Origin of the sequence: Pseudomonas sp. DWP3-1-3b3, assembly GCF_049896305.1 — a bacterium.
GTDB classification, from domain to species: domain Bacteria; phylum Pseudomonadota; class Gammaproteobacteria; order Pseudomonadales; family Pseudomonadaceae; genus Aquipseudomonas; species Aquipseudomonas azotoformans_A.
Window position 1 is genome coordinate 344,362 of sequence record NZ_JAFCUA010000003.1, and the last position, 15,793, is coordinate 360,154.

2 protein-coding genes are annotated in these 15,793 nt (G+C 62.1%); both read left to right on the forward strand.

Features of this window, described 5'->3' with window-relative positions:
* Positions 1 to 10 precede the first annotated feature (10 nt).
* Positions 11 to 12,889 (forward strand): non-ribosomal peptide synthetase, encoded by a 12,879-nt coding sequence (locus ACP7BX_RS11615; protein ID WP_426126544.1) that lies wholly within the window; start codon positions 11 to 13, stop codon positions 12,887 to 12,889.
* Between the two features lie 129 nt (positions 12,890 to 13,018).
* The gene (locus ACP7BX_RS11620) at positions 13,019 to 15,724 is read left to right on the forward strand and encodes a hypothetical protein (RefSeq protein WP_426126546.1); all 2,706 of its coding nucleotides are present in this window, start codon (positions 13,019 to 13,021) and stop codon (positions 15,722 to 15,724) included.
* Positions 15,725 to 15,793: the final 69 nt, after the last annotated feature.

Genomic DNA, 15,793 nt, shown 5'->3' on the forward strand with positions numbered 1-15,793 from the left:
GAACCCCAAGATGGACGCCTTCGAACTTCCCCGCACCCTGGTCCAGTCCCTTCAACGTCGCGCCGCGCAGACCCCGGACCAGGTCGCCCTGCGCTTCCTCGCCGAATCCGCCGAGCACAGCGTCGTACTCAGTTACCGCGACCTGGACCAGCGCGCCCGCACCATCGCCGCCGCCTTGCAAGCCAATGCGGACTTGGGCGACCGCGCCGTGCTGTTGTTTCCCAGCGGCCCGGATTACGTCGCGGCGTTCTTTGGTTGCCTCTACGCGGGGGTGATCGCGGTGCCGGCCTATCCACCGGAGTCCACGCGCCGTCATCATCAGGAGCGCCTGCTCTCGATCATCAGCGATGCCGAGCCGCGCCTGCTGCTGACCATCGCCAGCCTCGCCGATGGCTTGTCGCAGATCGAAAACGCGCCGCCGGTATTGAGCGTCGATAGCTTGGAAAGTGTCGGCCATTGGGTCGCCCCCGACCTGCACCCGGACGATATCGCCTTCCTGCAATACACCTCCGGTTCCACTGCGCTGCCTAAAGGCGTGCAGGTCAGCCACGGCAACCTGGTGGCCAACGAAGTGTTGATCCGTCGCGGTTTTGGCATCGACCTGAACCCGGATGATGTGATCGTCAGCTGGTTGCCGCTGTACCACGACATGGGCCTGATCGGCGGCTTGCTGCAACCGATCTTCAGTGGCGTGCCGTGCGTGCTGATGTCGCCGGCCTACTTCCTGGGTCGGCCATTGCGCTGGCTGGAAGCGATCAGCGAGTACGGCGGCACCATCAGCGGTGGCCCGGACTTCGCTTATCGCCTGTGCAGCGAAAGGGTCAGCGACTCAGCCCTGGAGCGCCTGGATCTGAGCCGGTGGCGCGTGGCCTATTCCGGTTCCGAACCGATCCGCCTCGACACCCTGGAGCGCTTCGCCGAGAAGTTCGCCCCTTGCGGTTTCACCCCGAACAATTTCTTTGCCTCCTACGGCCTGGCCGAGGCGACCCTGTTTGTCGCCGGTGGCACCCGTGGCCATGGCATCCCGGCGCTGCGCGTCGACGAGCAAGCCCTGGCCGCCAACCGCGCCGAACCGGGGCAGGGCAGCGCGATCATGAGCTGTGGCACCAGCCAGCCGGAACACGCGGTGCTGATCGCGGACCCCCACACCCTCACCGAGCTGGGCGACAACAGCGTCGGCGAACTCTGGGCCACCGGCCCGAGCATCGCCCACGGCTACTGGCGCAACCCCGAAGCCACCGCCAAGACCTTCGTGCAGCACGCCGGCCGTACTTGGCTGCGCACCGGCGACCTGGGTTTCATCCGTGACGGCGAGGTGTATATCACCGGGCGCCTCAAGGACTTGCTGATCGTGCGCGGCCACAACCTGTATCCCCAGGACATCGAGCAGACCATCGAGCGCGAAGTGGAAGTGGTGCGCAAAGGCCGGGTTGCGGCCTTTGCGGTGAATGAACAGGGCCTGGAAGGCATCGGCATTGCCGCCGAAATCAGCCGCAGCGTGCAGAAAATCCTGCCGCCCGAAGCGCTGATCAAGGCGATCCGCCAAGCCGTCGCCGAGGCGTATCAAGAGGCGCCAAGCGTAGTGGTGCTGCTCAACCCCGGCGCTTTGCCAAAGACTTCCAGCGGCAAAGTGCAGCGCGCAGCCTGTGCGCTGCGCCACAAGGATGGCAGCCTGGACAGCTATGCGCAGTTCCCCGACCTGCAAACGAAGGTGGGCGAGGGTGCGCTGGAGTCCGAGCTGCACAAGCAGATCGCGGCGATCTGGTGTGAACAACTGCACGTCGCCAGCGTTGCTGCCGATGATCATTTCTTCCTGCTCGGCGGCAACTCCATCACCGCGACCCAGGTGGTCGCACGCCTGCGCGAAACCCTCGGCCTGGAGCTGAACCTGCGCATGCTGTTCGAAGCGCCGACCCTGGAAGGCTTTGCCGCCAACGTCGCGCAGTTGCAGCAAGACGGCGGCGTCGCCCAAGGCACGATTCACCGCTTGTCGCGCCAAGAGGAGTTGCCTCAATCCCTGGCACAGAACCGCCTGTGGATCACCTGGCAACTGGACCCGCACAGCAGCGCCTACACCATCCCCGGCGCCCTGCGCTTGCGCGGAGAGCTGGATGAAGACGCCGTGCGTGCCAGCTTCCAGCAACTGATCCAGCGCCACGAAGCCCTGCGTACACGTTTCTATGAGCGCGACGGCCAGGCGTTCCAGCGTGTCGACGCCAAGGTGGATTTCGACCTGCAAGTCATCGACCTCAGCGCCCTGCCCGTTGCCGAGCGCGAAGCCCGTGCGCAACAGATCCGCGAAGACGAAGCACGCACCCAGTTCGACCTGGAAAAAGGCCCGCTGCTGTGGGTGACCCTGGTGCGCCTGGACGATGAAGATCACCAACTGCTGGTGACGCTGCACCACATCATCGCCGACGGCTGGTCGCTGAACATTTTGATCGATGAATTCTCGCGCCTGTACGCCGCCGCCGCCCAGGGCCAAACCCTGGAGCTGCCGCCATTGGCCCTGCAATACGCCGACTACGGCAGTTGGCAGCGCCAATGGCTGGCCGAAGGTGAAGGCCAGCGTCAACTGGCGTACTGGAAAGCGCAGCTGGGTGAAGAGCATCCCACCCTGAGCCTGGCGACCGACCACCCGCGCTCGGCACACCACCGCCACAGTGCCTCACGCCACACCGTGCGCCTTGGCGCGAGCCTCAGCGAAGCGATTCGCCAGACCGCCCAGGCCAACGAATCCACGCCGTTCATGCTGTTGCTGGCAGCGTTCCAGAGCCTGCTGCATCGCTACAGCGGCCAGCGCGACATCCGCATCGGCGTGCCCAACGCCAACCGCCCGCGCCAGGAAACCCAAGGCCTGGTCGGCTTCTTCATCAACACGCTGGTGTTACGTGCCGAGCTGGATGGGCGCCTGCCGTTCAACGAGCTATTGGCCGCCACACGTCAGGCGGCGCTGGGTGCCCAGGCCCATCAGGACCTGCCGTTCGAACAACTGCTCGAAGCCTTCCCGCAGGCCCGCGAGCAGGGTCTGTTCCAGGTCATGTTCAACCATCAGCAACGCGACCTCAGCGCCTTGCGCCGCCTGCCCGGCATGCTCGCCGACGAGTTGCCGTGGCACAGCCGCGAAGCGAAGTTCGACCTGCAACTGCACGCCGAAGAAGACCGCAACGGGCGCCTGAGCCTGTCGTTCGACTACGCCGATGAACTGTTCGAAAACGCGACCCTCCAGCGCCTGGCCGAGCACTACATCAACCTGTTGCACGCCGTCTGCGAACAGCCCGAGCAAGCCATTGGCGACCTGCGACTGATGCAGCACGACGAACAGGCGCTGTACAGCGAAGCCCCCTGCGCACCGGCCCAACAGTGGTTGCCGGAACTGCTCAACCAGCAGACCTCGGACAACACTGCGCTGGTCTGGGACGGCGGCAGCCTGACCTTCGCCCAATTGCACACCCAGGCCAACCGCTTGGCCCATTACCTGCGGGACAAAGGTGTCGGCCCGGACGTGTGCGTGGCCATCGCCGCCGAGCGGTCGCCGCAACTGCTGATCGGCTTGCTGGCGATCATCAAGGCCGGTGGCGCCTACGTGCCGCTCGACCCGGATTACCCCGCCGAACGCCTGGCCTACATGCTCAAGGACAGCGGCGTACACCTGCTGCTGACCCAGACCGCGCTGCTGGACCAAGTGCCGAGTAGCGACGGCGTGTGCGTGATCGCCATGGACAGCCTGCATCTGGACAGCTGGCCGACCCAGCCGCCCGGCCTGCACCTGCACGGCGATAACCTTGCCTACGTGATCTACACCTCCGGTTCCACCGGCCAGCCCAAAGGCGTGGGCAATACGCATGCCGCGTTGGCCGAGCGCTTGCAGTGGATGCAGGCTACCTATCAACTCAACAGCACCGATGTGCTGATGCAGAAGGCGCCGATCAGTTTTGACGTGTCGGTGTGGGAATGCTTCTGGCCGCTGATCACCGGATGCCAGCTGGTACTGGCTGGCCCCGGTGAGCATCGCGACCCGCATCGCATTGCGCAGCTGGTGCAGGAACACGGCGTGACCACGCTGCACTTTGTGCCGCCGCTGTTGCAGTTGTTTATCGACGAGCCGTTGGTGGCCGAATGCACCAGCCTGCGTCGTCTGTTCTCGGGTGGTGAAGCCTTGCCCGCCGAGCTGCGTAATCGCGTATTGGCACAGTTGCCAGCGGTGCAATTGCACAACCGTTATGGCCCGACCGAAACCGCGATCAACGTAACTCACTGGCACTGCCGCGCCGAAGACGGCGAGCGCTCGCCGATTGGCCGGCCGCTGGGCAATGTGATCTGCCGTGTGCTGGATGAACAGCTCAACCCTGTTCCGTTGGGCGTGCCGGGTGAGCTGTGCATCGGCGGCATCGGCCTGGCCCGCGGTTATCTCGGACGTGCCGGGTTGACCGCGGAGCGTTTTGTTGCCGACCAGCAGGGGGCGCGCCTGTATCGCACCGGTGACCGCGCGCGTTGGAATGCCGACGGCGTGATCGAGTACCTCGGTCGCCTCGATCAGCAGGTCAAGCTGCGCGGCTTCCGTGTGGAGCCGGAGGAAATCGAAGCACGCATGCTTGGCCTGGACGGCATCGCCCAAGCGGTGGTGCAGGTGCGTGACGGGCAGTTGATCGGCTACTTCACCGCCCAGGGCAGCCTGGACGAGCAGCAGGTGAAAACCGCGTTGGCCGCCGAGTTGCCGGAGTACATGGTGCCCGCGCTGTTGATGCGCCTGGACGCCATGCCGCTGAGCCCCAGCGGTAAGCTGGACCGCCGCGCGTTGCCCGAACCGGTGTGGCAAGTGCGTGAACATGTCGAACCCGAAACCCCGCTGCAACAGCAGATCGCCGGCATCTGGCGCGAAGTCCTCGGGCTGCCAAACATTGGCCTGCGCGACGACTTCTTCGCCCTCGGCGGCCACTCGTTGCTGGCCACGCAGATCATCTCCCGCACCCGCCAGGCCTGTGACGTCGAGCTGCCGTTGCGCACCTTGTTTGAAGCCAGTGAGTTGGGAGCGTTTGTCGAGCAGGTCGGCCTGATCCAGGCTTCAGGCCAGCGCAACCAACAGACTGCCATCACCAAGGTCGACCGCAGCCAGCCGGTGCCGTTGTCCTATTCCCAGCAGCGCATGTGGTTCCTGTGGCAAATGGAACCGGACAGCCCGGCCTACAACGTCGGCGGTATGGCGCGTTTGCGCGGCGTGCTGGATGTGGGGCGTTTCGAAGCAGCGTTGCAAGCGCTGATCATGCGCCACGAAACCCTGCGCACGACGTTCCCGAGCGTCGACGGTGTGGCCTATCAGAAGGTCTCGCCGCAGACCGGCTTGCGCATGGACTGGCAGGATTTCTCCGCGCTGGGCGAAAGCGAACGTCAACCGCGCCTGCAACAACTGGCCGATCATGAGGCACACACGCCGTTCAACCTGGAAACCGGGCCGCTGCTGCGTGCGTGCCTGGTCAAGGCCGGCGAGCAGCAACACTACCTGGTATTGACCCTGCACCACATCGTCACCGAAGGCTGGGCCATGGACATCTTTGCCCGTGAACTCAGCGCCTTGTACGAAGCCTTTATCGACGAGCGCGACTCGCCGCTGGCACCGCTGCCGGTGCAATACCTCGACTACAGCGTGTGGCAGCGCCAGTGGCTGGAATCCGGCGAGCGTCAGCGCCAGCTGGATTACTGGACCGCACAATTGGGCAATGAACACCCGCTGCTGGAACTGCCTGGCGACCGTCCACGCCCACCGGTGCAAAGCCACCAGGGCGAGTTATATCGCTTCGACCTCAGCGACGACCTCGCAGCCCGCGTGCGTGCTTTCAATGCCGAGCGCGGCCTGACCCTGTTCATGACCATGACCGCCACCCTGGCCGTGTTGCTCTACCGCTACAGCGGCCAGACCGACCTGCGTATCGGCGCTCCGGTGGCCAACCGCATTCGCCCGGAAAGCGAAGGCCTGATCGGTGCATTCCTCAACACCCAGGTGCTGCGTTGCCAGCTCAATGGGCAGATGAATGTCGCAGAGTTGTTCGAGCAGGTGCGCCACACCGTGATCGAGGGCCAGTCCCATCAAGACCTGCCATTCGACCATTTGGTGGAAGCCCTGCAACCCCCGCGCAGCGCGGCGTATAACCCGCTGTTCCAGGTGATGTGCAACGTGCAGCGCTGGGAGTTCCAACAGAGCCGCCAACTGGCCGGCATGACCGTGGAGTACCTGGCCAACGATGCCCGCGCGACCAAGTTCGACCTCAACCTGGAAGTCACCGACCTCGATCATCGGCTGGGTTGCTGCCTGACCTACAGCACCGACCTGTTCGATGAGCCGCGCATTGCACGCATGGCCGAGCATTGGCGCAACCTGCTGGAAGCGCTGATCGCCAACCCGCAACAGCGTCTCAGCGAATTGCCGTTGCTGAGCGCCGAAGAACAACGCGCGTTGCAAGACAGCCTGGGCATTGAAAAAGGTGAGCACCGTCTCGATCAGTGCATCCAGCAACTGTTCAGCCAACAGGCCGCAGTGCGTGGCGATGCGCCGGCGCTGACCTTCGCCGGCGTCACCCTCAGCTACCGCGAACTCGACGAACGCGCCAACCGTCTGGCCTGGATGCTGCGCGAACGTGGCGTCGGCCCGCAGGTGCGCGTCGGCCTGGCGTTGCCGCGCTCCCTGGAAATGGTCATCGGCCTGCTGGCGATTCTCAAGGCCGGCGGCGCCTATGTGCCACTGGACCCGGAATACCCGCTGGACCGCCTGCACTACATGATCGAAGACAGCGGCATCGGCCTGCTGCTCAGCGATGCGGCGATGTTCGAAGCCCTCGGCGAGTTGCCGGCCACCGTCGCGTGCTGGTGCTTGGAAGATGATTTGCCGGTGTTGGCCAACTACCCGGCTGATGCGCTGCCGTTTATCAGCCTGCCGCAACACCAGGCGTACTTGATCTACACCTCCGGTTCCACCGGCAAGCCGAAAGGCGTGGTGGTGTCCCACGGGGAAATCGCCATGCATTGCGCGGCGGTGATCGAGCGGTTTGGCATGCGCGCGGAGGACTGCGAGCTGCACTTCTATTCGATCAACTTTGACGCCGCCACCGAGCGCCTGCTGGTGCCGCTGCTCAGTGGTGCGCAGGTGGTGTTGCGGGCGCAGGGCCAGTGGGATGCCGAGGAAATCTGCGGGCTGATCCGCACCCATGGCATCAATATCCTGGGCTTCACGCCGAGCTACGGCAGCCAGTTGGCGCAGTGGTTGGCGACTCAACAACAAACCTTGCCGGTGCGCATGTGCATCACCGGCGGCGAAGCCCTGACCGGCGAACATTTGCAGCGCATCCGCGCCGCGTTCCAGCCGCAGGTATTTTTCAACGCCTATGGCCCGACTGAAACCGTGGTGATGCCGTTGGCCAGTCTCGCGCCTGAGCAGTTGGAGGAGGGCGCCGCCAGCGTGCCGATCGGCAGCATCATCGGTGACCGCGTGGCGTACATTCTCGACGCCGACCTGGCCCTGGTGCCACAAGGCGCGACCGGCGAGTTGTACGTCGGCGGCGCCGGCCTGGCCCAGGGTTATCACCAGCGTCCGGGCATGACCGCCGAGCGTTTTGTCGCCGATCCATTCGCGAGCAACGGTGGGCGCCTGTACCGCACCGGTGACCTGGTGCGCCAACGCGCCGATGGCCTGGTGGAGTACCTGGGACGGATCGACCATCAGGTGAAAATCCGTGGTTTCCGTATCGAACTGGGCGAGATCGAAACCCGCCTGCTCGAACACGCTGCCGTGCGCGAAGCAGTGGTGTTGGCGCTGGATTCGCCGAGCGGCAAACAGCTGGTGGCGTATCTGGTCAGCGATGCGGAACACGGCGCGCTGCGTGACGCGCTGAAGGCCCATCTCAAGGCGCAACTGCCGGACTACATGGTGCCCGCGCACCTGATCGTGCTGGACAGCATGCCGCTGACCGCCAACGGCAAACTTGATCGCCGCGCCTTGCCGCAACCGGACCCCGAGGCGAACCGCCAGCAGTACGTGGCACCCCGTAACGAACTGGAAAGCACCCTGGCCGCCATCTGGTGCGCCGTGCTGAACGTGCAGCAAGTCGGCCTGGACGATAACTTCTTTGAGCTGGGTGGCGATTCGATCCTGTCGATCCAGGTGGTCAGCCGTGCGCGGCAGGCCGGGATTCATTTCAGCCCGCGTGACCTGTTCCAGCACCAGACCGTGCAGACGCTGGCCGCCGTGGCCACGCGCTCCGAGCAAATCAACGCAGAGCAAGGCGTGCTTACCGGCCCTTCGGGCCTCACGCCGATCCAGCATTGGTTCTTCGACACCGAGATCCCAAGCCGTCAGCACTGGAACCAGGCGCTGGTCCTCAAGCCGCTGCAACTGCTCGACCCCCATCGCCTGGAGCAAGCGCTGCTGGCAGTGCTGGAACACCACGACGCCCTGCGCCTGAGCTTCTGCCTGCGCGATGCGCAATGGCACGCCGAGCATTTGGCCGTGCCGCAAGGCGGTGTGCTGATGCAGGCGCAAGTGCGTGACATGGCGCACTGCACCGCGCTGTTCACCGACACCCAGCGCAGCCTCGACCTGCAACACGGCCCGCTGCTGCGCGCCTTGCTGGTGGACGGACCCGAGGGGCAGCAACGCTTGCTGATCGCGATCCATCACCTGGTGGTGGATGGCGTGTCCTGGCGCGTGTTGTTGGAGGACCTGCAAAACGTCTACCGCCAACTCAGCGAAGGCCAGTCCGTCAGTCTGCCGTCCAAGACCAGCGCCTTGCGTGATTGGGCTGCGCGTTTGCAGGCCTATGCCGGCAGTGAATCCCTGCGTGAAGAGTTGAGCGTCTGGCAGGACCAATTGGCTGGGCCGGAAACCGTATTGCCAGTGGCCCGTCCACAAGGCTCGCTGCGCAACCGCGACGCCGACACCGTCAGCGTACGCCTGGATGCCGAACACACCCGCCAGTTGCTGCAACAGGCGCCAAGCGCCTACCGCACCCAGGTCAACGACCTGTTGCTGACCGCCTTGGCCCGTGTGGTGTGCCGCTGGAGCGGCCACGCGTCTACGCTGATCCAACTAGAAGGCCACGGTCGTGAAACCTTGTTTGATGAAATCGACCTGACCCGCAGCGTCGGTTGGTTCACCAGTGCTTACCCGCTGCGCCTGACCCCACAAGCCGGCCAGGGTGATTCGATCAAGGCGATCAAGGAGCAATTGCGCGCCGTGCCACATAAAGGCCTGGGCTATGGCGTGCTGCGCTACCTGGCCGATGACCTGTGCAAGCAGACCATGGTCGCACTGCCGAGCGCGCAGCTCACCTTCAACTACCTCGGCCAGTTTGACCAGAGCTTCGGCGCTGACGCCTTGTTCCATCCGCTGGACGAGCCCGCCGGCCTGGCCCATGACCCGGACGCGCCGCTGCCCAACGAATTGAGCGTCGACAGCCAAGTCTATGGTGGTGAACTGGTGCTGCGCTGGACCTACAGCCGCGAGCGTCACGATCAACAGAGCGTCCATGAACTGGCGGATGCCTACCTCGCTGAGCTGCAAAGCCTGGTCGCGCATTGCCTGCAGGACGATGCCGGTGGCCTCACGCCGTCCGACTTCCCGCTGGCGCACCTGACCCAATCGCAACTCGACAGCCTGCCGATCGCTGCCAGCGCCATCGAAGATGTCTACCCGCTGACCCCGATGCAGGAAGGCCTGCTGCTGCACACCCTGCTGGAGCCCGGCACCGGCCTGTATTACATGCAGGACCGCTACCGCATCAACAGCGCATTGGACCCGGAGCGTTTCGCCCAGGCCTGGCAGGCGGTGATCGCCCGTCACGAAGCCCTGCGTGCGTCGTTCTGTTGGAATGTCGGCGAAGACATGCTGCAAGTGATCCACAAACCGGGCAGTACGCCGATTGAATACCTGGACTGGAGCAACGCGCCGGAAAGCGAACAGGAACCGCGCCTGCAAACGCTGCTCAAGCAAGAGCGCGAAGCCGGCTTCGATCTGCTCAACCAGGCACCGTTCCACCTGCGCCTGATCCGCGTCGGTGCCGAGCGCTACTGGTTCATGATGAGCAACCACCACATCCTTATCGATGCCTGGTGCCGTTCGTTGCTGATGAATGACTTCTTCGAACTCTACATGGCCCTGGGTGAAGGCCGCGAGGCGCAACTGGCCACACCGCCGCGTTATCGCGACTACATCGCCTGGCTGCAACGCCAGAACCTCAACGAAGCGCGCCAGTGGTGGCAGCAGAACCTGCAAGGTTTCGAGCGCACCACGCCGATCCCGAGCGACCGGCCGTTCCTGCGTGAACACGCGGGCCACAGCGGCGGCATGGTGGTGGGCGATTGCTACACCCGCCTCGATGCCCGCGACGGTGCGCAACTGCGCGAACTGGCCCAGGCGCATCAACTGACCGTCAACACCTTTGCCCAGGCGGCATGGGCGCTGGTGCTGCGCCGCCTGAGCGGTGATCGCGACGTGTTGTTCGGCGTCACCGTGGCCGGGCGCCCGGTGGAAATGCCGGAGATGCAGCGCACCGTCGGCCTGTTCATCAACAGCATCGCGCTGCGGGTGAAACTGCCCGAGGACGACCAGCGTTGCAGCGTACGCCAGTGGTTGAGCGCCCTGCTCGACAGCAATATGCAACTGCGCGAGTACGAATACCTGCCGCTGGTGACGATCCAGGAACACAGCGAACTGCCCAAGGGCCAGCCGCTGTTCGACAGCCTGTTCGTGTTCGAAAATGCCCCGGTGGAAGTCTCGGTGCTGGACCACGCACAAAGCCTGAATGCCACCTCGGATTCCGGCCGCACCCACACCAACTTCCCGCTGACGGCCGTGTGCTATCCGGGCGATGACCTGGGCCTGCACCTGTCCTACGACCAGCGCTACTTCGATGAAACTACCGTGCAAGGCATGCTCGGTGAGTTCAAGCGCCTGCTGCTGGCGTTGGTCCAAGGCTTCCATGGCGACATGGCCGACTTGCCGCTGATTGGCGAGCAGGAGCGCGGGTTCCTGGTGGAGGGTTGCAACCAGAGTGAGCATGCTTACCCGCTGGAGCGCAGCTACATCGAACTGTTCGAAGAGCAGGTCGCCGCGCACCCGCAGCGCATCGCTGCCAGCTGCCTAGACCAGCAATGGACTTACGAGGAACTGAACCGCCGCAGCAACGGCCTTGGCCATGCGCTGATGGCAGCGGGTGTCGGCCTGGATCAACCGGTGGCATTGCTGGCCGAACGTAATCTCGACCTGCTCGGCATGATCATCGGCAGCTTCAAGGCCGGTGCCGGCTACCTGCCGCTGGACCCAGGCCTGCCCAGCCAACGCCTGCGCAGCATCATCGACCTGAGTTGCACGCCATTGCTGGTCTGCACCGAAGCATCCCGCGAGCAGGCCATCGAATTGCTGGACGGTTTCGACTGCCAGTTGCTGGTGTGGGAAGAGATACCGGCACGTGGCGAAAACCCCCGCATCTACAGTGGCCCGGACAACCTGGCCTACGTGATCTACACCTCGGGCTCCACCGGCCTGCCCAAGGGCGTGATGGTGGAACAGCGCGGCATGCTCAATAACCAGTTGAGCAAGGTGCCGTACCTGGCCTTGAGCGACGCCGATGTGATTGCGCAGACCGCTTCGCAGAGCTTCGATATTTCCGTGTGGCAGTTCCTCGCTGCGCCGTTGTTTGGCGCACGGGTGGATATCGTGCCGAACGCCATCGCCCATGATCCGCAGGGTTTGTTGGAACATGTGCAGGCCCAAGGCATTACCGTGCTGGAAAGCGTGCCCTCGCTGATCCAAGGCATGTTGGCCCAGGAGCGCATCGGCCTGGATGGCTTGCGCTGGATGTTGCCGACCGGTGAAGCCATGCCGCCGGAGCTGGCGCATCAGTGGTTGCTGCTTTATCCGCAGATCGGGCTGGTGAACGCCTATGGTCCGGCGGAATGCTCGGACGATGTGGCGTTCTATCGCGTCGACCTGGCGTCGACCCGTGGCACCTATCTGCCGATTGGTACGCCGACCGACAACAACCGCTTGTACCTGCTCGATGGCGCACTGGAACTGGTGCCGCAAGGCGCGGTGGGTGAGTTGTGCGTGGCCGGTACGGGCGTCGGCCGCGGTTACGTCAGCGACCCGCTGCGCACCGCGCCGGTGTTTGTGCCCAACCCCTTCGGCGCTCCAGGCGAACGCCTGTACCGCACCGGCGACCTCGCACGCCGTCGCAGCGACGGCGTGCTGGAGTACGTCGGGCGTGTCGACCATCAGGTGAAGATTCGTGGCTACCGCATCGAACTGGGTGAAATCGAAGCGCGCCTGCATGAACAACCGGAAGTGCGCGACGCGGCAGTGGGCGTGCAGGAAGGCGTCAACGGCAAGCACCTGGTCGGCTACCTGGTGGCGGCGGATGCAGCCCTGAACTCAAGCGAACGCCTCGACCGCATCAAGCAACGCCTGCGCGCCGAACTGCCCGAATACATGGTGCCGCTGCACTGGCTCTGGCTCGACCGCCTGCCGCTCAACGCCAACGGCAAACTCGACCGCAAGGCGCTGCCGGCCCTGGAGATCGGCCAGCTGCACAGCCAGGACTACCTGGCGCCGCGCAACGAACTGGAAAGCACCTTGGCCGCGATCTGGGCCGAAGTGCTGAAGGTCGAGCGGGTGGGGGTGCAAGACAACTTCTTCGAACTGGGCGGGCACTCGTTGCTGGCCACGCAGATTGCCTCGCGGGTGCAAAAAACCTTGCAGCGGGATGTGCCGCTACGAGCGATGTTCGAGTGCAGCACGGTGGCGGAGTTGGCTGAGTATATCGATGGGCTGGCGGCCAATGAGATCAGTGCCGAGAAGGTGGATCGGTTGAGTGATTTGATGGCGGAGTTGGAGGGACTTTAAGCGCGCCACTTGTCAGAACTGTCAGATCTGACAGTAGGCAAGATTTCTGATCCGAGCGTTAGATAACCGAAGCTTTTGGCTGGTAAAGCCAGCCTTGACGGTTATCTAACGTTGGACAGGAGTCTTATCGTGGCTAAAAAACCGATCCCTAAAAAAAACTCCACAGCTCAGGCTATGAGCGCTGCGCCCGCTCCATCAACCAAGGCAATCACAGCTGAATTACCCTATGCGATCATCCAGTACGCTACGAACAATAGTCTGCTCTACCCTCTGGATGCCGCCGAAGGTACGACTGCGACACTGACGCTTCCCGCAGGAAGCACCCAGGTCATTGTCCATTTCGCTATTAAGGGCCAGAGCTGTGCAACATTCCCTCCGATCCATGTGGCGAGCGGCAATGTAGCCGACATTCCCTGGCAATGGATCAGTACCTGTATCGGGCATACGGTGCTGATCTCGTACGAGGCTGTTGTGGGTGGTAAGCGCGAAGAGTCACTGGTACTTGAACTTGAGATTCAGGACGTCCGCGAAGGCGATCTGCGTGAGTCAATGCCTGAGTTCGCGCATGCCGAGTTGGAGTGGGGCACGCGGTGGTTGAGCATGTTCAAGTTCAGGGGGGACGAAACTATCCGGGTCAAGGCCTGGCCGATGATTCGGGCAGGCTCGCGATTGTTTATTGTTGTTGCGGGTAATGAGCAAAACGTGCCGCCGTTATTCAAATGGGTGGCCTTTGATCATGTCGTGACTGAAGAGGAAGCGCATGAGGGGCATGTGTTCGAGTTTGAGTTGTTGCGGGCCTGGCTAGCACGCTTGGATGATTACTCGTCATGTACCTGCCATTTGGGGGTTATCTGGGACGGTTGTGAACCTGATGCACCGGTGTCTGATGTGAACCCGCTGCCTAGAAATGCTCAGGATTTCCATCAGCGCTCTACGGTGCTGTTGCGCGTCGATCCGACGCCTGACTTGCTAGCGCCCGCTATACGCGAAGCGGTCGACTGTGGCGTCGCCGGTTGGTTGATCAACCCAACCAACACCGTGAGCGGGGCCCATCTTGTGATTGCCTACGATGGCATGGCCCCCGGGGCTGTTGTTTGCCCACATTTATCCGGCACCCCCGGCGCCGGTTCACCACCGTTTTTTTGCCACACCGTACAGCCCGGTGAAACCAGCCTTGTGTTCCCCGTGCCACCTTCGGCGATCAGTGCCAACTTCGGCAAACCGGTGACGGCAAGCTATACCGTTTCGTTTAACGGTCTCGGCCCATGGCCATCGCCTGCCTTTACGGCCACTGTGCTCGAACCCAGTGGGTTTCCAAAACCTTACATTGAACAGGCAACGGCGGGAACGGTGGATTTCAGTACATTCGTTGGTGATGCCACAGGTAGCGTTTCTCCCTTTGACTACGCAGCCGAGGGTCAATGCTGCTGGATGTGGGTAAGTGGCAAGCTTGAGGATGACAGTGTCTATCAGTTCGACGTATTGGTAGATAAATCCCTTACTGCAGATTGGGTGGAGAAAGGCGTGAGTACCCCCATCTCACGGGCTAAGCTGAGTAAACTGGCAGATTGCAGCGAGTTCCAACTGCATTTCGCTGTGGGCTTTGATGGCAAATTTAATCGGGCTACTGCGATTGAATTCCCACCCCATGGATTCAAAATAGAGCAGGAAAATCTGGTACTGAAAGTGCTGGATGTCCTCGAAGCTATGGACAACGAATTGACGGTTTTCAACGGCAAAAACGGTGTGACCGCACGTGTGGCTTACCCGCAAATGATTGACAACCATGAAGTCCATTTGAATTGCGAACGGCCAGACGGCACTGATGTACCACTGCTGCCTCAACCGGGTGACAGCAAGCTGAGGTATGTTGACTTCCACATTGATCGTGCGGAAGTCATTCGTGCCAGTGGCAAGGCATTAACGATAAGTTATACGGTTACCAGCGCCTGCAAGCAGCAAACTTCGGCTGATCTGAAACTTTCCGTCAGTAAGCCTTTTCGTTTTCCCATTCCGTATGTAAAGCAAGCCACCGCTGATATATTGGATCTAAGAACGTTTTCTGAAGAGGTGGATGTTCTCGTATATGATTCACGGTTTTCACGTGCTTGGTGGTTTGCCTTGGCGGGGCAACGGATCTGGATACGGGTTGAAGGCACGACAGTGTGTGGAGAGGTTTATACGAACTACCTTTACCAAGGCAAGTTGGTGACGCAAGAAGAAGTGCAGGGCGGAGTGAGTGCCGTCCTACCACGCGCCGAATTGGAGGCGCTGAAACCAGAGAGTAGGGTGATCATTACGTGTAGCGTCACGGCGGATGGCAGCGAACATGAGAGTGATAAAATGGTTTTCCCTCCGTTATCGTTGATTTTGCGAATGGCTCCTGCAGAAAAGGAAGACTTCGATAACATTCCACATAAGTTGATCAGTGCTGGGGAAAGTATTTGTATTAAAACAATGAGGATTACTCATCTTGAAGGGCCCGGATTGTCGGGCATTCATGATTGGTGGGATTTACCATGGATAACTGGGAACGCTATTGTGATGTGTTTGAACGGTGACGTGACCCGCCCCAATCAATTTGTTCAGTTACAGCTGACATCAGCTTGCAGGAAAGTCAGGTTTGCAGTGGGAGGCTTGCATCATCCCGGTGTGGTGAGCGCGCATAGTGGCGCTGGAGGAATGTTGGACGAAGTCAAGCTAGACGGTGGGGTTACAAGTGGTGAGTACTCAAAATGGGTTGAAATGGAGGCGGGAGCGGGAGAGCTAATAAAGCTCATACATCTGAGGTTCAGTGATTGGGTGTATATCGATAACTTTACTTTCAGCTATTGATGATCGTCTGACTGCCATGGCAGGAGGGGAAGCGACCGTTGATCGGTGTAGATGAGGTTTTTCGTCAGA

Bases quoted from the DNA above. Each gene is read 5' to 3' on its own strand.
- ACP7BX_RS11615 (WP_426126544.1), top strand. From the start codon at position 11: ATGGACGCCTTCGAACTTCCCCGCACCCTGGTCCAGTCCCTTCAACGT.